The following is a 21,535-nucleotide window of genomic DNA, read 5'->3' as shown; positions in this document are numbered from 1 at the left end:
CAACCGGCCCCTGCAGGCGGGATGTTTAGGCGACACGTTTTGCCTCATACCAGTCACAAACACGGTGGATATGATGAAGCTGCGCGCAGGCTTTTGGCTTGTTACCCTGGGGTTCTGCGTTTACTGGGCGCTGGCAGTGCTTGGCCGCGAACGCGCCGAAGTTTTACTGATCGGCGGCGCGTTGCTGGCGCCGCTGCTGCCCTATGGCCGGCAACGGCGCTGGCTGCTGTTGGCCGCGCCGTTGGGGATGGCGATGGATGCCGCCTGGCACTACGCCGGCGTAGTGGCTTACGTCAGCCAACCGGCGCTGCCGCTGTGGGCAGGGGCGCTTTGGCTAACCTTCAGTTGCTGGTGGTACTGGCTGCTGCCGCAGTTGCAAAGCACTCTGATGGCATTAGCGGTCGCCGGCGCCATCGGCGGCCCTCTCACTGGCCTGGCCGGTTGGCAATTGCAGGCCATTACCCCCGGGATCGCGCCGCAGCTGATGCTATTGGTGTTGTCCGCCAGTTGGGCAGTTTACCTGCCGTTAATCAGTTATCCCTTGTTAAAGCGCTAATGATAGCGCCGGGGGAAAGCGGCCCGCACGGCCGCTTTTTCCGCCTCGGACGGCTAAACCACCACAAAAAATGGTGTTTGTTTCAATAGGGGAAAAGCCTATAATCGCCCCTTATCTGAGCAACCAGCGATCGACTCCCATGCTGAAAAAAGCGTTTATCATCATCATCGCCCTGTGCGCCTTCGGTTCGCTTGGCGGTGTGTTCCTGGCAGGGCTGAATATCTACACCCGCTCCACCACGCCGCAGGAAACCAACAGCCAGGCGCCTTCCGTGCTGCCCATGCCGAGCCAGCAGGATCAGCAATAACCTCTTCGGCCGTTAAAGCGTACGGACCCCTAACGCCGCCGCTTGCTGCTCCTGATCGGCGATCGCCTGATATGCTGAACGCGGTATCAGGCTGAAATCCCCGATCAGCAGGCTATCGCTGGCCGGATCGTTAACCATCGCGCTGGCCGCCGCCCGCAAAATAGCCAGCTGTTCCGCCGTCGTGGCGGCGGCGGTAATCAGCGGCATGCCAGGCACCGACGCCGTGCGGCCAATGATTTTCACCCCGGCCAGCGCCTGCGGCTGCGCGCGCTTTAACAATTCCAGGCTAACGCAATCAACGGCGGCAATATCCGCCAGCCCAAGCTGAATCGCCCGCACGGAATTTTCATGGCTGCCGGTGACCACCGCGCGGCTGAAAAAGCGCCCATTCTCCGCCAACGGCGCCACCAGCGCTCGCAGACTGTTATAGCCGGACTGGGAATCGGCGTGGTTATAGGCCACCACCCGGCCGCGGAAATCCGCCAGCCGCTCACCGGGGGCATCTGCCCGCACAACCAGCCAGCTGCTGTAGTTTGCGCCGTTACAGCCCTCGACCCGATAATGATAGGTGCCGACCAGTTTGACGTGCGGCAAATATTTCACCAGCGTATAACCGCAGGTTTGGCTTAGCAGCAGGTCTGGCTGCTGCCAGTGCAGCAAGAGATCCTGCGGCCAGCTCAACGTGGCCGGCGCATCCGGCAAGCCGAGCTCCAACAGCCTGGCGCGCAGCGCATGCCAGAACAATGCGACCTGCTGGCGGCCGACGCCATACATCGGCAAAGATACCTGCATAAGACCCCCTTAGCGCAGAAATGCGTAAAGCCCACGCCGGCTGATGCCCGACGGCCAGACAGCGCCCCTGACGTTTCAACCACCCAGTGATAATGATAGCCAACAGAACGCACACGCAATCGGCCAACTGTCGCAAACCCGGCAGGAAATCAGCATCCGCCGCGTGAGCTTTCGCCGCCAATAGCGAAGAGCAAAACTATACTCTAAATAATTCGAGTTGCAGGAAGGCGGCGACGCAGCGACAAATTCGTCAGGAACGAATTTGCCTGGCCTTTGGCCAGCCTCCGGTGAGAGACAAGGATGTCTCTCATCAATCCCCAGGAGCTTACTTGAGTAAGTGACTGGGGTAAGTGACAAATCTGCCGGGAGCAGATTTGAACGCTGCTGGCAGCGGCCCCATAGGGGCGAGGCCCAGGGATGGGCCGAGCAATAAAGCCAACACACCTGCAACTTGAAATATGACGAGTATATACTGAAGAGAACAAGCCCATATCTATCAGGCAGAGACTGAAAAATGAATGCGCGTCAACGCCTGGCGGCGGTAACTACCGCTCACGGGCAAGCGTTAGTTTTCCGCCCTTTGCGCCTGCGCCCGCCGCGGGTTAATGAAGTGCGGGTACGCCTGGTCGCCTGCGGCATTTGCCATACCGATCTTAGTTGCTGCGCCAGTGCTATGGCGGGCGAGATACTCGGCCATGAAGGCGCCGGCATCGTTGAGCAGGTGGGCAAACAGGTGCGCAGCGTGCAGCCTGGCGATGCGGTGGTGCTGTCTTATCAATCCTGCGGCCAGTGCCCCGCGTGCCGGCAGCAACGCCCGGCTCACTGCGAAAACTTCTGGCAGTTGAACTTCGATTTTCAGCGCCTGGACGGCAGCAGTGGTTATTATCCGCCGCTGCACGGCCACTTTTTCGGGCAATCCGCCTTCGCCACCCATGCGCTGGTCACCGAACGAAATCTGGTGAAGGTTGCGCCGGATTTGCCGCTGGCGGTGATTGCGCCGCTCGGCTGTGGGTTGCAGACCGGGGCGGGCACCATTATCAATTCGCTGAATCTGCAGGCCGGCGAGAACGTACTGATCCTGGGCGCCGGTACGGTCGGCCTGGCGGCGATCATGGCGGCGGCTATCCGCCAGGCGGGCAATATCGCCGCCGTCGATCTGCTGCCCCAACGGCTACAATTGGCGGCAGAACTGGGCGCCACCGCCACGCTGGCCGGTGACGACCCCGCGCTGCCTGCGGCGCTTACCGCCCTTGGCGTAGCCTGGGACTACGTGGTAGATACCACCGGCAGCCGTATGCTGGATAAGCTGGGCCAGCAGGTGCTGCGCCCCGGCGGCACTCTGGTGCGGTTGACTGGCGGCGGCGGAATGCGGCTTTCCGAAGGGCGGCGGATTATCAGCGTCATTCAAGGGGATGCCATCCCGCAGCGCTTTATCCCCTACCTGATCGCCCAATGGCAAAAGGGCCGTTTTCCTTTCGATCGTTTGATCACGCATTACCCTTTCCACGCCATCAACCAAGCGCTGGCGGCGGCGAAATCCGGCGAAGCGATAAAAGCCGTATTGCGTTTTACCTAGCCGCGATTCGCGGCCAATAGATTAATTTTCAACGCCTTTTGGTTGTATCGTTATAACAAAAAAGAATTGGTTATGACGTATTCCCCGCCGTTATGCTTCTTTTTTTATTTAACAAGCAGAATTATTATGTCGACAACCATTGTGGCGCCCGCCGCCACATCTTCTACAGGGATAACCAGGGCGACCGTCCCCATCCGCAACGCCGCCGATGTGGCCAATTTGGTCAACGGTGGCGCCGCCAAGCGTAACGACGCACGTATCGTGGTCGCCATCGCGCTGGGCGGCGTATTTTTGGACGCTTACGATCTGGGCGCGCTGGCGTTTGGCATTAAAGACGTGGCGCGCGAGTTCAACCTCTCGCCAACCGGCACCGGGCTGGTTGCCTCTGCCATTACCTTCGGCGCCATCATCGGTGCATTTATCGGCGGCTACCTCACCGACAAAATCGGCCGTTATCGCGTGTTTATGGCGGATATGTTTTTCTTCGTCTTCGCTGCGTTGGCCTGCGCCTTCGCGCCCAATGAATGGGTACTGGGCGGCGCGCGTTTCGTGATGGGGCTGGGCGTGGGGATCGATCTGCCGGTAGCGATGGCGTTTTTGGCCGAGTTCTCGCGCCTTTCCGGCCGCGGCAACAAAGCGGCGCGCATCGCCATGTGGTGCCCCACCTGGTATGCGGCAATCAGTATTTCCTACCTGCTGGTGCTGCTGCTGTATGGCGTGCTGCCGGAAAGCCATACCGACTGGCTGTGGCGGCTGATCCTTGGCTTTGGCGCCGTGCCGGCGCTGTTGATTATCGCCATCCGCAGCCGCTATATGAGTGAATCGCCGGTGTGGGCTGCCAACCAGGGCGATCTGCAAGGCGCGGCCGCGATCCTGCGGCGCTCGTACAATATCAATGCTGAAGTTACCGCGGATGCCGAACAGGGCCGGCCGGTGCAGGCGCGGCGCGCCTCATGGCGCAACTACGGCACCCTGCTGCAAGGCGTTTACCTGCGGCGCACGGTGCTGGCGACGGTTATCGCCATTGCCTCTTCTTTTGCCTATAACGCCGTCGCCTTTGGCCTGCCGGTGATCCTTTCCAGTTTTCTGGCGCAGTCGATGCTAAGCACCATTCTGTTCTCGCTGGCGCTCAACCTGCTGTTTGCCTTTGTCGGCGGCTTGATTGCCGTGCGGTTGGTGCCCACGGTGGGAGCCTGGAAACTGACGGTGCTGGGCTATATGTGCCAGTTGGCGGCGCTGATTGGGCTGGCAGTGGTCGGCCACCCAGCCAACGGCAGCGAAGCGGCGTTTTCCATCGGTATGCTAGCGCTGTTCCTGCTCGGCCAGGGCTTTGGCCCCGGCTCGCACAGCATGACGTTTGCCTCGCTAAGCTACCCGACCTCGCTGCGTGGCGTTGGCGTCGGCTTTAACCAAACGCTGATGCGCTCCAGCTCAACGCTGTCGCTATTCCTGTTCCCGGTGCTCTCGGCAACGCTGGCCACCGACGTGTTCTGGGTAATCGCTCTCGCGCCGCTGATCGGCCTGGTTGCGCTGCTGGCGATCCGCTGGGAGCCTTCGGGCTACGATGTGGATGCCGAAGACTTCCAACGTTCATAACCCCCGCCCGTGTTCCCCTTCCCGCAAGGGGAACACGTTTACCGCCGCGCCTCCCTGCCGCATAGCCGCATTAACTTAACAACCCAACAAGATGCTAACTTAATAAGTTGCCATGCTAACAAGCTAATAGCTTGCTAGCCTGCTAGGCTAATAACCTCATATGGCCGCGAGCTGCAGGTAGTGCGCCAACCGTTGGCGCAGGTGGGCAATGCCTTGCGGATGCTGGATAAACACCGCCGCCGGCATCATCTGCCAGCGCTGCCCTTCATCACCAAAGCGGATAGCGGCGATCTGCGCCGGCGTTAACGCGCCGGCCATAAACCAGGTTGGCAGGATGCCGCCGCGCGGGTTGGCGTAGCAGCGCTGCCAAAGCACCTGGCCCGCGCTGATCGCCAGCCCAAATTCTTCCTGCACCTCACGCTGCACGCATGCCAGCGGCGTTTCCAGCCCTTCGCGCCCACCGCCGGGCAGATCCCAACAGCCAGGCCATGGGATGCCGGGTTTATCGTCGCGCTGATAAACCAGCACCCGCCCGGCCTGCAACAGCGCGATTTTTGCGCCGTCAAAGTTTTGCTGCACCTGATGCCCCCTGCCCGTTACGCCAGATTCCTGCGGCCATCATATCTCATCCGCCGGCCCCCTGGTGTATAGTAAAAAACCCGCTATCACTACAGGCGAACCAACACCATGAAATCACCCTTTCTGGTCACCCCGCAATGGCTGGCCCAGCACATCAATGATGAAGATCTGGCCATTGTCGATGTGAGAATGTCCCCACCCGGCCTGCAGCCCAAAAGAGACATTCAGGCTGAGTTTAAACACGGGCACCTACCTGGCGCCGTGTACTTCGATATTGACGACGTCGCGGATAAAAATACGGATCTGCCGCACATGCTGCCTTCGGCCGACGCCTTTAGCCAGGCCGCCGGTGCGCTGGGCATCAGCGATAAACACACCATCGTGGTCTATGACGAGGGCAACCAGTTCTCTGCCCCGCGCGGCTGGTGGACGTTCCGTAACTTCGGCGCGAAAAACGTTTACGTACTGGACGAAGGCCTGAACGGCTGGCTGGCGTTGGGCCAGGCGCTTGAAACCGGCAACGCCAGCCGCCCGGCAGCCACCTTTACCGCCCGCTTCAATGCCGATGCGGTCGCCAGTATGCGCCAGGTCGAGCTGGCGCTGGAGGGGCAGGCGCAAATACTCGACGCGCGCGCCGCGCCGCGTTTCAATGCCGAAGCGCCAGAGCCGCGCCCCGGCCTGCACCGTGGGCATATCCCCGGCAGCATCAATATCCCGTTCAGCGAACTGCTGGAAAATGGCCAATTCAAAACGCTGCCCGCGCTGGAAAAAACCTTCACGGATAAAGGGGTTGATCTTAACGGGCCGATCATCACCAGCTGCGGCTCCGGCGTAACCGCCGCGGTGTTGGCGTTCGGCCTGCTGTCGTTGGGCGCCACGCAGGTAAAACTGTATGACGGCTCATGGGCGCAGTGGGGCGCGCTCGACGGCCACCAGCCGATCGAACCGCAACCGGCCTAGCCGTTTAGCCGATCCGCGATAATATCGGCCAGCCGCAAGATGGCGCCCGCCGGTTTTTCGTCGGCGCGGTGCAACACCACGCCGATGTCGCCGAGCGGCGGCAACACGCCGGGCGGCAGGCAAACCAAGCTGGCCGGCACCCCGGCGCCGGTGCGCAGCGTAATGCCAAGGCCGGCGCTGACTGCCGCCCAAACGCCGCTCAGGCTGCGGCTGGTAAAGGCGATCCGCCACGGAATGCCGGCCCGATCCAGCGCGTCCGTCGCCGCGCTGCGCATCAGGCATGGGGCATCAAACACCACCAGCGGCAGCGGCTCCCCGGCGGCCAGCCACTGTGCGATATCCACCTGTTGCCCGGCGATCCAGCGCAGCGCCCGCTGCCCCAAATGATGCTGATACGGCGAAGCCTGGCCGCCGCCCCAGGCCAGCGCCAAATCCAACTGCCCTTTCAGCAAGCTGTCGAGCAGCTCGCCATTGCGGGCGATGCGCGCCTCGATGCGCACCTGCGGGTGAGCGCGCGCGAACCGGCCCAGCACCGCCGGCAAAAAGGTTTCGCCGAAATCCTCCTGTAACCCCAGACGTACCGGGCCTTGTAAATCCAGCCCGCGCACGGCGGTAATCGCCTCATCATTCAGTTCCAGCAGCCGGCGGGCATAACCCAGCAGGGTTTCACCGGCTTCCGTCATCACCATGCCGCGCCCGGATTTGCGCAAAATCGGCACCCCAACCTGCTGCTCAAGTTTTTTCAGATGGGCACTGACGGCAGAGGTAGAGCGACCCAGGCGGTCGGCCGCTTTGGCAAAGCTGCCCAACTCAATGCCGGTAACGTAACTGCGCAAGTCGTCAAGATCGAACGTAATTCTGGCCATACCAACCATCCTGATTTTCAAAACCATTCGTCAAAATAATACCGATTTTATTCACTACGATGGCGTGCCACTCTGTTCCGGTCAACGTTATTTGAGGAGAACCGCCATGCTTGCCATGCAATACCGCTTCACCCTGCCCGCCGATTACGATATGGCGATCGTCCGTCGGCGCATCGCCAATTTCGGTCATTTACTGGATAACTACCCGCAGTTGATCGTGAAAGCCTATCTGTACGCCGAGGCGGGAACGCACAGCGCGGAAAACCGCTATGCGCCATTTTATCTGTGGAACAGCAGCATCGGCATGTGTGATTTTCTGGCCAGCCCAGGGTTCGCAACGTTGACCCGGGATTTCGGCTGGCCGCAGGTTAGCCACTGGCTGCCCTGGGAGATGCGAGTTGATCGCTCAGCGCTGGCCGAAGCGCGCTTTGCCACTCAGGAATGTCGGCCAATCGCCCCCTACAGCGATTTGGCCGCGCTGCGCCGGCAACATCGGTTGGATGACCAGGCCGTGGGCGGAGTAATCGCATTCGATCCGGCCGGTTGGCAATGGCTGCGCCTGCAGCTATGGCGGGAATTGCCGGCTCATGCCGCCCCCGGCAGCCAATGTTATGCCATCGGGCACATCAGCGCCCCGTTCGACCAATCACAGCCATCGATTGACAACCTTGTGCGGTATTGATAATCATTATCAAATAATCAGCACAATGATGTGCCGGATGCCATCTCCAGGATATGCCGCTATGCCTAACACAGCCATCACGCCTTTCACCACCCGTTGCTGCATTGTCGGCGGCGGCCCCGCGGGCCTGATGCTCGGCTATCTGCTGGCGCGCGCGGGGGTTAACGTCACGGTGGTGGAAAAACACGCCGATTTTCTGCGTGATTTCCGCGGCGACACCATTCACCCTTCCACGCTGGAAATCATGCACCAGTTGGGGCTGCTCGACGAGTTGCTGGCCCTGCCGCACCAAAAGGCGGAAAAGCTGCATGCCGAGATCGCCGGGCGCGACATCACGCTGGCCGACTTTACCCACCTGCCGACGCGCTGCAAATTCATCGCCTTTATGCCTCAGTGGGAGTTTTTGAATTTTCTGGCGGCCAAGGCGGCGGCCTTCCCGCAGTTCACGCTGATCAAATCCGCGCAGGTGGAGCAACTGCTGTACAGCGGCGAACGGGTATGCGGAGTGCTGGCGCAAACCCCACAGGGGCCGATCCAGATCAATGCGCCGTTGGTGATCGGCACCGACGGGCGCAATTCGGTGGTGCGGGCGCAGGCGGCGCTCAGCAGCCGTTCCTTCGGTTCGCCGCGCGACGTACTGTGGATGAAGCTGAGCAAGCAGCCGGGCGATCCTGAATGGTCGATGGGCCATACCGGGCCGAAGCAAAATTTCATCATGATCGATCGCGGCGAATACTGGCAGTGCGGCTACTCGATCGAAAAAGGCAGCTTTGAGGCGATCAAAGCCGACGGGCTGGAGAAATTCCTGCTGCACATTGCCGGCATTGCCCCGTTCCAGGACGATCGGCTGCAAGAGATCCGCAGTTGGGATCAGGTAAAACTGTTAAGCATCCGTATCGATCGGCTGGATCACTGGGCAAAACCGGGGGTGTTGTGCATTGGCGATGCGGCGCACGCCATGTCGCCGATCGGTGGCGTGGGAGTTAACCTGGCGATTCAGGACGCCGTCGCCACCGCCAACAGCATCATCACCCCGCTGCTGAAAGGTAACCTGCAGCTCAGGCACTTGCAACGCGTGCAGCGGCGGCGCAACTTCCCCACCAAGGCCACGCAGTTTCTGCAAATAAAAATGAGCCAACGCCGGCCAGGGCAACAGCCCAGCCGCAACGGCGGCGGGCTGATGAAGCGGGTGGGCAACAGCCGCTGGCTGCCGCGCCTGTTCGGCCGGATCATCGGGCTTGGCTTCCGGCGCGAAACGCCCAAACACGCCGGCACTGAACGGGTATAATCGCGATACCTTGTTCTGACAGAAGGCCTACAGATGCTCTTGATACGCCAGGCAACCCCTGATGATCTTTTTACCCTACACGCAATTGGCATCGCGACCTATCGGGCGCATTTTAGCCACCTCTGGCAGCAGCCAGAAGAGATGGACGCTTTCCTCGCCAAAGATTTTGCCGTTCCCGCGTTGGAAAATACGCTGCAAGACCCACGCACCTGTTGGCTGCTGGCTTATCAGGACGACACCCCCGTCGGCTATGCACGCGTGAATCACGGCAGCAGAATGGGGGAAGGCGATATTGTCGGTGCCGAACTGCAGAAAATTTACTTTCTGCCGGAGTGCGCCGGGCAGGGCTACGGCAAGCAGCTTTTCCAACACGTGCAGGATGAAGCCGTTCAGCAACGGCAGGCTACGCTGTGGCTGGAAGTGCTGAAGCTCAATCCATCGGCGATCCGCTTTTATCAAAGAAACGGGCTGACGATTCAGGGCGAAACCCAAATCGCCAGCGCTCAGGGCGCGATCGAACTGTGGTATATGGCCAAAACGCTGTGATAGCGGGGCGTCAGGCGCCCCGCGCTCATTGCGCCATCAGATAGCCACCAGCCCGCGCACGCCGTCTTGCTCCATCTCGCTGCCGCTGCCGCGCTGAATGATGCTGCCGCGGGACATCACCAGATAACGATCCGCCAACTCGGCGGCGAAGTCATAAAACTGCTCCACCAGCAGGATTGCCATATCGCCGCGCGCGGCAAGCTGCTTGATCACCGCGCCGATCTCTTTGATCACGGAAGGTTGGATCCCTTCCGTCGGTTCGTCGAGGATCAACAGGCTCGGTCGGCAGGCCAGCGCGCGGCCGATCGCTAACTGCTGCTGCTGGCCGCCGGAAAGATCGCCGCCGCGCCGATGTTTCATCTCTGCCAGCACCGGGAACAACTCATAGATATGCGCCGGCACGCTTTTCGTTTCACTGCCGGAAAAGCGCGATAGCCCCAGCAGGATGTTCTCTTCCACCGTCAGGCGCGGAAAGATTTCCCGCCCCTGCGGCACATAGGCGATGCCCGCCTGCACCCGTTGATGTGGCTTGCGGTTATTTATGGTGTTTCCCTGCCAGCTGATGGTGCCGCTTTTAGCCGGGACCAGGCCCATCAGGCATTTCAGCAATGTGGTTTTACCCACGCCGTTACGCCCCAGCAGGCAGGTCACTTCGCCGATTTGCGCATCGAATGACAGACCGCGCAGGATATGACTACCACCGTAGTATTGGTTCAATTCGTTCACTTGTAACATTTTTTACCCTTAGCTTATGGTCTGGCCCTCACCCTGCCCCTCTCCCAACGGGAGAGGGAACCGACGGTGCCACATGCATGTACCGCCTCCCTCACCCTGGCCCTCTCCCAGCGGGAGAGGGAACCGACAGTGCCACATGCATGTACCGGCGCCCTCCCAGCGGGAGAGGGAACCGATGGTGCTATATGGGAGCACGGAATGCCCCCTCTCCCGGCGGGAGAGGGTTGGGGTGAGGGCGAAGGCGAAGCATCAACGCCCCAGATACACTTCAATCACCTGCTCATCCGCCTGCACCTGCGCCAATGAACCCTCCGCCAACACCTGGCCCTGATGCAAAACCGTCACGTGGTCGGCGATGCTTTCAACAAAGCCCATATCGTGCTCAACCACCATCAGCGAGTGCTTGCCGGCCAGCGATTTGAACAGTTCTGCGGTATATTCGGTTTCCGCGTCGGTCATGCCCGCAGCCGGTTCATCAAGCAGCAGCAGGTGCGGTTCCTGCACCAGCAGCATGCCGATTTCCAAAAACTGCTTCTGCCCGTGCGATAACAGCCCGGCCAGCCGGTGGCGTTCATGCCCCAGCCGCAGCGTTTTCAGCATTTCGTCGATGCGATCGCGCTGCTCGCTGTTCATCCTGGCGCGCAGGCAGGCCCACACCGACTTTTGCGTTTTTTGCGCAATCTCCAGATTTTCAAACACCGTCAACGCCTCAAACACCGTCGGTTTCTGAAACTTGCGGCCGATGCCGGCGCGGGCGATTTGCATCGGATCCTTTGCCGTCAGATCTATCGTTTGATCGTAAACCACCCGGCCGCTGTCCGGCCGCGTTTTCCCGGTGATCACATCCATCAGCGTGGTTTTCCCCGCGCCGTTGGGGCCGATCACGCAGCGCAGTTCCCCCACGCCGATCTGCAGCGACAGATCGCGCAGCGCGTGGAAACCATCGAAGCTGACGTTGATCTGATCCAACGCCAGCACCGGATCGGTTTGTTGGCGGTTTTTATCAGCCGGCAACGGCTGGGTATAGAGCGCTTCGTTCATCTGTGGCTGGCTCATTGTGATTTCCCTCTGCGCAGCAGGCCGATAACCCCTTTTGGCAGGAACAGCGTGACGACGATAAACATCAGGCCGAGGAAGAACTGCCAATACTCCGGGATCGCCATGGTGAACCAGCTTTTGGCGCCGTTGACGATGCCGGCGCCCAACAGCGGCCCCACCAGCGTGCCGCGCCCGCCGAGCGCCACCCAAATCGCGGCTTCGATCGAGTTGGTCGGCGACATTTCGCTCGGGTTGATAATGCCCACCTGCGGCACATACAGGGCGCCGGCCAGCCCGCACAGCACCGCAGACAGCGTCCAGACGAACAGCTTGAAGCCCTTCGGATCGTAACCGCAGAACATCAGGCGGTTTTCCGCATCGCGCACCGCCGTCAGCACCCGGCCGAACTTGCTACGCGCCAGTGCAAAGCCCATCGCCAGGCTGGCGAACAGCAGCACGACCGTCGCCAGAAACAGCGCCACACGCGTGCCGGTGGCGGTAATCGGGAACCCAAGCAGGGTGGTAAAGCCGGTAAAGCCGTTGTTGCCGCCAAAGCCGGTTTCATTGCGAAAGAACAACAGCATGCCGGCATAGGTCAACGCCTGGGTCATGATCGAGAAATACACGCCTTTGATTTTCGAGCGAAACGCAAAGTAGCCGAAGACAAACGCCAGCAGGCCGGGCACCAGAATAATCAGGCACAGCGCCCAGCCAAAATACTGGGTGCCGCTCCAGAACCACGGCAACTCGCTCCATGACAGAAACGACATAAACGCCGGCAGGCCATCGCCCGCCGCCTGGCGCATCAGGTACATGCCCATGGCGTAGCCGCCGAGGGCGAAGAACAGGCCGTGCCCAAGCGACAGCAGCCCGGCGTAGCCCCAGACCAGATCCAGCGCCACCGCCACGATGGCGTAACACAGGATCTTGCCGACCAGCGTTAAGGTGTAGGTCGAGATCGCCAGCGGGTTATCCGCCGGCAGCAGTGCAAGAAACGGCATGATCAGCAGCGCCAGCAACAGCACCGCGCCGATGCCCAGCGCCAGGCAGGGGGCTTTCTGCACGCCGGTTATGGTTAATGGTTGGCTCATCAGTCAATCACCCTGCCCTTAAAGGCGAACAGCCCCTGCGGACGCTTCTGAATAAACAGGACAATCAGCGCCAGGATCAGGATTTTCCCCAGTACGGCGCCAATCTGCGGTTCAAGGATTTTGTTTACGATGCCAAGCCCCATGGCCGCGACCACCGTGCCGGCCAATTGGCCAACCCCGCCGAGCACCACCACCAGGAAGGAATCGATGATATACCCCTGCCCCAGTTCCGGCCCCACGTTCCCCAACTGCGACAGCGCTACGCCGCCCAGGCCGGCAATCCCGGAGCCCAGGCCAAACGCCAGCATATCGACGCGCCCGGTCGGCACCCCGCAGCAGTCCGCCATCGCGCGGTTTTGCGTAACCGCCCGCACATTCAGGCCAAGGCGGGTTTTATTCAGCAGCAGCCAGGTCAGCACCAGGACCAGTACGACAAACACTATCACCGCAATACGGTTCCACGGCAGCACCAGATTCGGCAGCAGTTGAATGCCCCCCGACAGCCACGCCGGGTTGGCCACTTCCACGTTTTGCGTGCCGAACAGCACCCGCACTAGTTGGATCAGCATCAGGCTAATCCCCCAGGTCGCCAGCAGGGTTTCCAGCGGGCGGCCGTACAAATGGCGGATCACCACGCGCTCCAGCGCCATGCCGATACAGGCGGTAACGGCAAACGCCACCGGCAACGCCACCAGCGGATAAATCGCCAGCCACTGCGGCGCCAGCTGTTGGAGCAGGCTTTGCACCATATAGGCCGAGTAGGCGCCCAGCATCAGCATTTCACCGTGCGCCATGTTGATCACCCCCAGCAGGCCGTAGGTGATCGCCAGCCCCAGCGCCGCCAGCAGCAGGATCGATCCCAGCGACAGGCCGGTAAACGCCTGGCCGAGAAGATCCCCGAGCATCAGCCGGTGTTTGACGCTATTCAGGCTTTTTTCCGCTTCGGCACGCACCGCCGCATCCGGCTCATTGGCGCTATCGGTCAACGCCTGCAGGCGCGTCTGGGTTTCCGGATCGCCCGAGTTACCCAGCAGACGCACCGCGTTGAGGCGCACCTGCGGGTTGGCATCGGCCAGTTGCAGGTTGGCCAACGCAACGGCAAGCGCGTCGTGCACCTGGGTGTCTTTTTCTTCCGCCAGGCGTTGGCTCAACAGCGGCAACTGATCGCTTTGCGCTTCACGCTGTAAGGCCAGGGCCGCCTGCAAGCGCTGCGCCGGGTCATTACTCACCAGCATATGCGCAGATAAGGCGTTGGCGATCAGGTTGCGCAGCCGGTTATTCAGCCACACCTTTTTCGGCGTGCCCACCGGGGCGGCATCGCCCGACAGCGGCAGGAACTTATCGCCCTGTTGGATGAACGCGCGCTTGGCGCCGTCAATCACCACGTTTTCCTGTTTCAGCCCCTGCAGCAACGGCAGGCGTGAAGCGTCAGGCGCGGTAGACCACGCCTGCAATAATTGCGCCTGCTGCGTACGGCTGGCCGCAGCAAAATCGTCGGCTGGCCCGGCCTGCGCGAACATCGGCAGGCAGCACAGCAGAAACCACAGATGCCTAAGATGGCTTAGGGATAACAATTTCATCGTTTGTCTCGTCGCAATGGGCGGCGGCTCCGCACCGGGATCGCCGCCCTTCTTCGTAGAGAGGATGAAGGGAAAACGCATTCCCCCCCCTTCCCTGGCCCTCTTCGAGAGAGGGAATTCCCCTGCTGTCCGTTACTTACCGCCTTTCACCGGGTAGTCCGGTTTTTTGTCGTTACCGGCGATGTACGGGCTCCACGGCTGGGCGCGGATAGGTTCTTCGGTTTGCCACACGACGTTGAACTGGCCGTTACTTTCGATCTCGCCAATCATCACCGGTTTGTGCAGATGGTGGTTGGTTTTATCCATGGTCAGCGTAAAGCCGGAAGGAGCGGCGAAGGTCTGGCCGGCCATGGCCTCACGCACTTTATCGACATCGGTGGTACCGGCTTTCTCAACGGCCTGCGCCCACATCTTGATGCCGACATAGGTGGCTTCCATCGGATCGTTGGTGACCGCGGTGGCGTTGTTCGGCAGATTTTTCGCCTTGGCGTAGGCTTTCCAATCGGCAACGAATTTCTGGTTGGTCGGGTTATCTACCGACTGGAAGTAGTTCCATGCGGCCAGGTTGCCCACCAGCGGTTTAGTATCGATGCCGCGCAGCTCTTCTTCACCCACCGAGAAGGCAACCACCGGTACATCGGTCGCTTTGATGCCCTGGTTGGCCAGCTCTTTATAGAACGGTACGTTGGAATCGCCGTTGATGGTGGAGACCACCGCCGTTTTACCGCCGGCGGAGAATTTCTTGATGTTGGCGACGATGGTTTGGTAATCGCTGTAGCCGAACGGGGTGTAAACCTCTTCAATGTCTTTATCCTGTACGCCTTTGGAATGCAGGAAAGCGCGCAGGATCTTGTTGGTGGTGCGCGGGTAGACGTAGTCGGTACCGAGCAGGAAGAAGCGTTTTGCCGAGCCGCCGTCTTCACTCATCAGGTATTCCACCGCCGGGATTGCCTGTTGGTTTGGCGCCGCGCCGGTGTAGAACACGTTCGGCGACATCTCTTCCCCTTCGTACTGCACCGGGTAGAACAGCAGGCCATTGAGTTCTTCAAACACCGGCAGCACCGATTTGCGCGAGACGGAAGTCCAGCAGCCGAACACCACCGCCACTTTGTCCTGCGTCAACAGTTGGCGCGCCTTCTCGGCGAACAGCGGCCAGTTGGAGGCCGGATCGACCACCACCGGCTCCAGCTTTTTGCCCAGCACGCCGCCTTTGGCGTTAATCTCGTCGATGGTCATTAACGCCATGTCTTTCAGCGGCGTTTCCGAGATGGCCATGGTGCCGGAAAGCGAGCTTAAAATACCCACCTTGATGGTATCGGCCGCCTGTGCGTTAAAGGCCAACCCCATCCCGATGAAGGTGGCGGACAACGCAAAAGCTTTAATAAAGTGACGACGTTGCATAGTAAAACTCCTGATGTGTGTATGAATCTGTTTTATTCAGCAATCCACCTGCCCGGTGCCAACCCCCGCGCAGCAGGTGACAAACTGATCGTTAAACAGCCCGGCCTTCCTGTTCCAACCGTGCCTGATGCAGCATATGCAAGGTTATTTTTCGTACTTCAGCTTTACTAACGGCTATGTGTTGGCTTAACAGCGTGAGCGCCTCCTCGCTATGACGTTGTAAAATGGCCCGCAAAATGGCGGCATGTTCGTTATAAGTGGCATCGACCCGCGCCGTTTTGGTGAAATCCAGGCGGCGGATGATGCAGATTTTCTCCGTCACGTCGCGGTGGATGCGGGCGATTTCGCCGTTGCCCGCCGCAGCCACCAGCGCCATATGGAACTGCTCGTCCTCTAACGCCACCGCCTTGCCGTCTTCCAGCCTGGGCGCGGCGATCCAGAAACTTTCCAGCTCCGCCAATGTGGCAGGCACCTTCCCCGGCGGCCGGGCGCACAGCCGCCTGACGGATTCACGTTCCAGCACCACGCGCAGGTCGTATAATTCTTCGAAATAATTGAAATCAAAGGGCCGCACCTGCCAACCGCTGCGAAAATGCACTTCGACATAACCTTCACGCTCCAGCCAGAACAGAGCCTGGCGCACCGGGGTGCGGCTAACGTCCATACGCTGCGCAATTTCGTTTTCACTAAAGCGATCGCCCGGCAGTAAATGAAAATTGAAAATGTCATCCTTGAGCTGCAGGTAGATGCGCTCTGCCAGCCCCTCCGGCCGCGCTTTGGTTCGGTTATTGGTAATTTGCATAGCGCTTTCCCCTTGCCCTCACCCTGGCCCTCTCCCACAGGGAGAGGGGATCTGCGGAATTGCTTGCAACCACGGGGGCTGATGCCCTCACCCTAACCCTCTCCCACAGGGAGAGGGGATCGATGGTGCCCTCACCCTGCCCCTCTCACAAAGAGAGCGGATCCCGTCACCGCGTGAGATAATTGCGCCAACCGCCAAATTCCGTGATGTCCGTCGCGCCCTGCAGCGCCCACGGCTCGCAGATAAACCCTTTCACCCGGCGGCCATCTGCCAGAACCAATGTGCCGATGCCAAGCGGCGCGGGAATTTCAGCGACAAATTCGCCGAAGCGCGCCAACGGGATATCCCATAGCTCAACGCTGATCGCCGCACCGCCGTCTTCCCGCACCAACCCCGGCTTCGGCGGCTGGGTGTCGGCCAGCGCGTATAACCGGTAACACGGAGCGGTGGTGGTCTGTTCCACGCGCACCGCCTGGCGTTCGGTCAATTGATGATTAAGCGGCATACCGGAAAGGTGAGCGCCCACTACCGCCACACGTGCGTAGTTCTCGGCAAACGGCAGTGGCTGCTGCGGCGGCAAGGGGTGCCCGGTGGCGCCAAGAGGCAACCCCAGCGCCTGCTGCCAGCGCTGGCCAAATGCCGCCAGCGCCCGGTCGTGCCAGGCCGGTGCAATCAGAGTGATGCCGGCCGGCAGGCCGTCGGCACGCATTGGCGCCGGCAGCGCCAGCGCGCTGAGATCGGCCAGGTTGGTGAAGTTGGTGTAAATGCCAAACTGCGAGTTGAATAACACCGGCTCCTGGGCCATTTCCGCCAGCGTGCGGATCGTCGGCGAAGTGGGAACCACCAGCGCATCAAACTGCGCCAGTTGCAGGTGAATGCGGCGTGCCAGTTCGGCGCGCAGGTATTCGGCCTTGTAGGCATCGCAGGCGCTGTACTGCAGGCCGCTGCTGACGATGCCGCGCACCACCGGGTTGATGGCCTGCGGATTGCTTTGCAGCAGTTCCTCCACCGCCACGGTGCGTTCCGCCACCCAGGGGCCGTAATAGAGCTGCTCGGCCAGTTCGCGGAACGCCGTGAAATCGATCGGTTCCAGTTGGGCGCCGATGGCCTGCAACTGTACCAATGCCTGTTGAAATGCCTGTTCTGCCAGCCGATCGCCAAAGAACTCCGGCGAGGCCGGAACGGCAAAGCGTGGCGCCGCTGGCAGATCCGCCGGGGCGGTGTTGGGGTTATGGCGTGAATAAGCATCGGCGGCGTCAAAACCGCCGGCCAGTTCGGCCACCAGCGCCGCATCCGCGACCGTCAGGGCGAACACAGAAAGGGTGTCGTTCAACCGGCAGGCCGGCACCAGGCCGCTGCTTGACAGCCAGCCTTTGGTGGGCTTCAGCCCGACGATATTGTTGAACCCGGCCGGAACACGACCAGAGCCGGCAGTATCGGTTCCCAACGAAAACGGCACCAGGCCGCGCGCCACCACCGAAGCCGAACCGGAGCTGGAGCCGCCGCTAACGTAACGGCTGTCGAAGCTGTTAACCACCGCGCCATACGGTGAGCGAGTGCCTACTAACCCTGTAGCGAACTGATCGAGGTTGGTTTTTCCCACCACAATGGCGCCAGCGGCACGCAGCCTGGCCACCACGGCGGCATCGGCATCGGCCTGATAGCTGAACGCCGGGCAGGCGGCCGTGGTCGGCCAACCGCCGACGTCGATGTTGTCTTTTACCGCAAAGGGCACGCCGAACAAGGGTAAACGGCTGAGATCGCCCTCCACCGCCGCCAGGCGCTGTGCTAACTGTTGGTATTGGGCTTCACACTGGGCCGCGGTGGCGTGATACAGCCAGGCGTTGTCGCTGCCGCCAAGGCTGGCAAGCAGAGCATTGATAGCCGTGCGCACGCCATCAATGCGTGCGCCAACCGGCTGGGTTTGATAGAAGCGTTGCCATTCGGTGAGCGTAAAACCGAATTGCTTTACAGACTGGGCCATCCGTTGAATTCCAACTAGTACACAAGATGGAATCATCAGAGCAAGGGGCGTGCCAGCTTTATACTCGTCATACTTCAAGTTGCAGGTGTGTTGGCTTTATTACTCGGCCCATCCTTGGGCCTCGCCCCAAAGGGGCCGCTGCCAACAGCGTTCAAATCTGCTCCCGGCAGAATTTGTCGCTTACCCCAGTCACTTACTCCAGTAAGCTCCTGGGGATTCGCTGCGTCGCCGCCTTCCTGCAACTCGAATTATTTAGAGTGAATATCGTTATGATTTTCGCCGTGAAACGGCCTTAACGGGGGGCGTTAAACCCAGCGGCGCACCACTGGCGAGCGGGCGCTGAGCAAAAACGGTGCATAACATCCACCCCGGGGGGTTTCGGCTTAAACCGCGCCGCGCACGCGTTGCGCCAGGCCTTTAAGGAAATAACGCAGCATCTGATCGCCGCATGGCCGGTAGTTCTTGGTGCCCTCTTTCCGAAACAGCGCATTCAGCTCCGGCTTGGAAATGCGGAAATCCACCGCGCTGAAAATAGCGTGCATATCGGTGTCTTTCAGTTCAAACGCCACGCGCAGCTTTTTTAGCACCTGATTGTTGGTGACCGGTAGCTCCACCGCCGGCGCCGGGTATTTGTCGTCTTTACCGCGCTTGAAGAACACCAGGCCATTGAGAAAATGCGCCATCACTGGATCCGGGCATTTTTCAAAGCCGGGCTCGCCTTCCTTGATCACATAACGGCCCATCGCAGCGGCATCGACGTTAAAACCGTCCAGTGAGACGATTTCCGCCATTTTTGCATCGTTAATACTTAGCATGTAGCGCACGCTGCGCAGCACATCATTGTTAATCATGGTATAGCCTTTTATTACGGGCACGACAGGCGGCCGCACGCCGGGAAGATGTGCGGCAGTATAGGCAGACGGCCAGGGTTTCTCAATCGGTTTGGCCGTTGGGCGCCAGGCAATGGTGCTTTTTACCCATAGGCCTTCCCTGCCCGCCTCGTTCGGGCCAATCATCAGCAAACAACGCAGAACGAACAGGAGACACAGAATGAACATTGGTTTCGCCGGCCTGGGCGGTATGGGGCAACCCATGGCCAACAACCTGCTGAACGCAGGGTATTCGCTGACGGTATGGAATCGTTCACCGCAGGCCGCACAGGGGTTAGTCAATGCCGGTGCCGCCCTGGCGCAACGGCCAAGCGATCTGGCCGCCGTTGATGTGTTGATCACCATGCTGGCCAACGATGCAGCAACCGAACAGGTGGTGGTCACGAGCGGGCTGCTGCAGCAATTGCGGCCGGGGGCAATCCACATCAATATGGCGACGGTTTCCGTTGCCCTGGCGCAGCGGCTGGCGGCGCTGCATGCCGAACATCACGTGGGGTATATTGCCGCACCGGTGCTAGGGCGTGTCGAGGTCGCCGCCGCCGGCAAATTGAACATTCTGGCCGCCGGCGACGCGCAGCATATCGCCCGCGTACAGCCGCTGTTTGATGTGTTGGGCCAGCACACCTGGCGCTTCGGCGATAAACCGGAACAGGCCAATATCGTCAAGATCGCCGCCAATTTTACCTTGGCAAGCGCCATTGAGGCGATGGCGGAGGGCAGCGCGCTGGTGCGCAACCATGGCGTTTCGGGGGCGGATTATCTGCACATGCTGACCAGCACGCTGTTTGCTGCGCCTGCTTACCAAGGCTATGGCGCGTTGATCGCCGAAGAAAAATACGCGCCGGCCGGCTTTAAGCTGACGCTGGGGATGAAGGATGTGGGGCTGGCGCTAGAGGCCGGCGGCAACAGCCATACGCCGATGCCCTTCGCCAGCGTGCTGAAAGATAATTTCCTGGATGCCGTGGCCCAGGGGGATGGCGAACTGGACTGGGCCGCGCTGGCTAAGGTGGCGACGCGGCGTTCAGGGCTAAAATAGCCCGATCGCCGCGCCAGCTCAGGCCAGCGGCTGGCGCGGGCGGAAGATGTGGTCAACGCCCTGCGCGCGCAGTCGGTTAACCAGATCAAGCCCGCCGTTTGGCGTGGCGTGCGCCAACAGCCGCTCATTTTCAAACACCGGGCTGGCCCAGAAGATATTGACCGGATCGCCGTACTGCTCCGGCAGCTTCAGGTGCTCCTGGTAAGGGTAAAAGGCGGAAGAAAGCACATAGCCTTCATACCCCTGCGGCGCCACTTCCGATTCCAGCGTGTGGCCTTCGCCAAGCCAGGTGAGCCGCGCCCAGGGCACATGGGCAAAGCCAGCCAGCGCGCTGGCCATCTGCACCGCGTTCTCTTCGGTCATATATTGCCCATCAATGGCAATCCCCATTTCCATGCGGCGATAGCGGGCGGCATCGTCGTTGAACAGGATATCCACCCACGGCATCGGCCGGATGCTGACCCCCAGGGTGAGGAAGTAATAGATGCCGTCACGCTCGTGCTGGGTGATCGCCATCGGCGGCCATTTGCCCTGGTCGATGGCGTAATATTTTACCGACGGGCCAAAATGCTGCTCGTAGCAGACGCCGTAATCGCGCTGGATCGTCGGCCACGGGTTACCTTCCTCACGCTGCCAACGGCGCCAGAACTGGCGCGTATTTTCCGCCTGTGCGTACTGCACGTTGGTGGAGGCAGAGCCCAGCGGATAGGCCAGCGGGCTTTCTTTAATACAGCTGGCGGAATAGCACACCGAATGGTCGATATACAGGCTCCAGCCCGGGATCACCGCCAGCAGTTGGCCGTAATACCACAGCGCGGCGCCGTCGTCGCTCTCCGCCCATACCACCAGCAGCCCTTCCGGGTTGAGCGGGGCCTCGCCTTCCAGATTGCGACAAAACTCGGCGGCCAGCATCGGCGGCTGCCCCATCTCCAGCGCGGCGCGGTCTTCCTGCTGCGGCGCTGCGGCCAGGTTGCGCAGCCAGCAGGCCCGCACCTGAAAACGTTCACTGTATGCTTCCGTGGGGTAAATATAAAAATAGGCGGCGCGATGATCTTGCTGCACCACGGCCACCAGCGTTTGGTTCTCGTTACTGACTTCGGCAAGTACAGTAGACTCGTTCATATCGCCTCAATAGGTCACCACGCGGCAATCACCGCCGCGCGCCAGATAAATGGGTTTTCACCAGTGTAAAACGCAAAGCCAGGCGGGATCACGCGTAAAAGTCCGAAA

General features: G+C 60.6%; 21 protein-coding genes. 9 read left to right on the top strand and 12 right to left on the bottom strand.

Annotated elements, in window-relative coordinates:
• Nucleotides 1-70 precede the first annotated feature (70 nt).
• The gene (locus ABFX35_RS03135) at nt 71-556 is read left to right on the top strand and encodes a DUF2878 domain-containing protein (protein WP_279027722.1); all 486 of its coding nucleotides are present in this window, start codon (nt 71-73) and stop codon (nt 554-556) included.
• 139 nt (nt 557-695) lie between these two features.
• Entirely contained in the window at nt 696-863 is a 168-nt protein-coding gene (locus tag ABFX35_RS03130; protein ID WP_279027720.1) for a hypothetical protein, read from the top strand.
• Nucleotides 864-875: 12 nt separating this feature from the next.
• On the opposite strand, the gene ABFX35_RS03125 is transcribed toward ABFX35_RS03130, so the two are convergent.
• A complete protein-coding gene (locus tag ABFX35_RS03125; RefSeq protein ID WP_279027718.1) occupies nt 876-1,655 on the bottom strand; it encodes a phosphate/phosphite/phosphonate ABC transporter substrate-binding protein in 780 nt (259 codons plus the stop codon).
• 514 nt (nt 1,656-2,169) lie between these two features.
• Between ABFX35_RS03125 and ABFX35_RS03120 the strand changes: the two genes are divergently transcribed.
• Together ABFX35_RS03120 and ABFX35_RS03115 are read left to right on the top strand one after the other, a co-directional pair.
• Nucleotides 2,170-3,231, top strand: a complete 1,062-nt coding sequence (locus ABFX35_RS03120; protein ID WP_346079103.1) for an NAD(P)-dependent alcohol dehydrogenase — start codon at nt 2,170-2,172, stop codon at nt 3,229-3,231.
• A gap of 126 nt (nt 3,232-3,357) precedes the next feature.
• Nucleotides 3,358-4,827: an MFS transporter gene (locus tag ABFX35_RS03115; RefSeq protein ID WP_346079101.1), complete on the top strand. Its 1,470-nt coding sequence runs from the start codon at nt 3,358-3,360 to the stop codon at nt 4,825-4,827.
• A 156-nt stretch (nt 4,828-4,983) separates the two neighbouring features.
• Here the strand turns inward: ABFX35_RS03115 and ABFX35_RS03110 are convergent, their stop codons facing one another.
• Entirely contained in the window at nt 4,984-5,406 is a 423-nt protein-coding gene (locus tag ABFX35_RS03110; protein WP_095845312.1) for an NUDIX hydrolase, read from the bottom strand.
• A gap of 108 nt (nt 5,407-5,514) precedes the next feature.
• Between ABFX35_RS03110 and sseA the strand changes: the two genes are divergently transcribed.
• The gene (sseA, locus tag ABFX35_RS03105; RefSeq protein WP_279027709.1) at nt 5,515-6,366 is read left to right on the top strand and encodes a 3-mercaptopyruvate sulfurtransferase; all 852 of its coding nucleotides are present in this window, start codon (nt 5,515-5,517) and stop codon (nt 6,364-6,366) included.
• Here sseA and ABFX35_RS03100 read toward each other — a convergent pair.
• Nucleotides 6,363-7,232 (bottom strand): LysR substrate-binding domain-containing protein, encoded by an 870-nt coding sequence (locus ABFX35_RS03100; RefSeq protein ID WP_346079099.1) that lies wholly within the window; start codon nt 7,230-7,232, stop codon nt 6,363-6,365. The two genes, sseA and ABFX35_RS03100, sit on opposite strands and share 4 nt — an antisense overlap.
• A 106-nt stretch (nt 7,233-7,338) precedes the next feature.
• Between ABFX35_RS03100 and ABFX35_RS03095 the strand changes: the two genes are divergently transcribed.
• The 3 genes from ABFX35_RS03095 to ABFX35_RS03085 all read left to right on the top strand — a co-directional run bounded on the left by ABFX35_RS03095 (nt 7,339) and on the right by ABFX35_RS03085 (nt 9,748).
• The gene (locus ABFX35_RS03095; protein ID WP_346079097.1) at nt 7,339-7,914 is read left to right on the top strand and encodes a DUF4865 family protein; all 576 of its coding nucleotides are present in this window, start codon (nt 7,339-7,341) and stop codon (nt 7,912-7,914) included.
• 61 nt (nt 7,915-7,975) lie between these two features.
• A complete protein-coding gene (locus ABFX35_RS03090) occupies nt 7,976-9,202 on the top strand; it encodes an FAD-dependent oxidoreductase (protein ID WP_346079095.1) in 1,227 nt (408 codons plus the stop codon).
• A gap of 33 nt (nt 9,203-9,235) precedes the next feature.
• Nucleotides 9,236-9,748 carry a GNAT family N-acetyltransferase gene (locus ABFX35_RS03085; protein ID WP_346079094.1) on the top strand — a complete coding sequence of 171 codons (513 nt, stop codon included), beginning with the start codon at nt 9,236-9,238 and terminating at the stop codon, nt 9,746-9,748.
• A gap of 36 nt (nt 9,749-9,784) precedes the next feature.
• Here ABFX35_RS03085 and urtE read toward each other — a convergent pair whose 3' ends face one another.
• The 8 genes from urtE to ABFX35_RS03045 form a co-directional block, all read right to left on the bottom strand.
• A complete protein-coding gene (gene urtE / locus ABFX35_RS03080) occupies nt 9,785-10,483 on the bottom strand; it encodes an urea ABC transporter ATP-binding subunit UrtE (RefSeq protein ID WP_346079092.1) in 699 nt (232 codons plus the stop codon).
• Nucleotides 10,484-10,732: 249 nt separating this feature from the next.
• Nucleotides 10,733-11,524 (bottom strand): urea ABC transporter ATP-binding protein UrtD, encoded by a 792-nt coding sequence (gene urtD, locus ABFX35_RS03075; protein ID WP_487047079.1) that lies wholly within the window; start codon nt 11,522-11,524, stop codon nt 10,733-10,735.
• Nucleotides 11,525-11,535: 11 nt separating this feature from the next.
• Nucleotides 11,536-12,612, bottom strand: coding sequence for an urea ABC transporter permease subunit UrtC (urtC, locus tag ABFX35_RS03070; protein ID WP_346079088.1), 1,077 nt, complete (start codon nt 12,610-12,612; stop codon nt 11,536-11,538).
• Complete coding sequence (gene urtB / locus ABFX35_RS03065) at nt 12,612-14,192, bottom strand: urea ABC transporter permease subunit UrtB (RefSeq protein WP_279029232.1); 1,581 nt, start codon at nt 14,190-14,192, stop codon at nt 12,612-12,614. The genes urtC and urtB overlap by 1 nt, the downstream gene beginning before the upstream one ends.
• A 132-nt stretch (nt 14,193-14,324) precedes the next feature.
• The gene (gene urtA / locus ABFX35_RS03060; RefSeq protein WP_346079086.1) at nt 14,325-15,593 is read right to left on the bottom strand and encodes an urea ABC transporter substrate-binding protein; all 1,269 of its coding nucleotides are present in this window, start codon (nt 15,591-15,593) and stop codon (nt 14,325-14,327) included.
• 91 nt (nt 15,594-15,684) lie between these two features.
• Nucleotides 15,685-16,395 (bottom strand): GntR family transcriptional regulator, encoded by a 711-nt coding sequence (locus tag ABFX35_RS03055; RefSeq protein ID WP_095845322.1) that lies wholly within the window; start codon nt 16,393-16,395, stop codon nt 15,685-15,687.
• A gap of 166 nt (nt 16,396-16,561) precedes the next feature.
• Nucleotides 16,562-18,379, bottom strand: coding sequence for an allophanate hydrolase (gene atzF, locus ABFX35_RS03050; RefSeq protein ID WP_346079083.1), 1,818 nt, complete (start codon nt 18,377-18,379; stop codon nt 16,562-16,564).
• Between the two features lie 383 nt (nt 18,380-18,762).
• On the bottom strand, nt 18,763-19,230 hold the full coding sequence (locus tag ABFX35_RS03045; RefSeq protein ID WP_279028844.1) for a YehS family protein: 468 nt from the start codon (nt 19,228-19,230) through the stop codon (nt 18,763-18,765).
• A gap of 199 nt (nt 19,231-19,429) precedes the next feature.
• Here ABFX35_RS03045 and ABFX35_RS03040 point away from each other — a divergent pair, with 199 nt between their 5' ends.
• Nucleotides 19,430-20,305 (top strand): NAD(P)-dependent oxidoreductase, encoded by an 876-nt coding sequence (locus tag ABFX35_RS03040; RefSeq protein WP_346079081.1) that lies wholly within the window; start codon nt 19,430-19,432, stop codon nt 20,303-20,305.
• Between the two features lie 18 nt (nt 20,306-20,323).
• Here ABFX35_RS03040 and ABFX35_RS03035 read toward each other — a convergent pair whose 3' ends face one another.
• Nucleotides 20,324-21,427, bottom strand: a complete 1,104-nt coding sequence (locus ABFX35_RS03035) for a suppressor of fused domain protein (RefSeq protein ID WP_346079079.1) — start codon at nt 21,425-21,427, stop codon at nt 20,324-20,326.
• Between the last annotated feature and the right edge of the window lie 108 nt (nt 21,428-21,535).

The sequence above is a fragment of the Gibbsiella dentisursi genome (assembly GCF_039539505.1).
GTDB classification, from domain to species: Bacteria; Pseudomonadota; Gammaproteobacteria; order Enterobacterales; family Enterobacteriaceae; genus Gibbsiella; species Gibbsiella quercinecans.
Note: the sequence above shows the minus strand (reverse complement) of the source record. Positions and strands in the feature narration are given on the sequence as shown.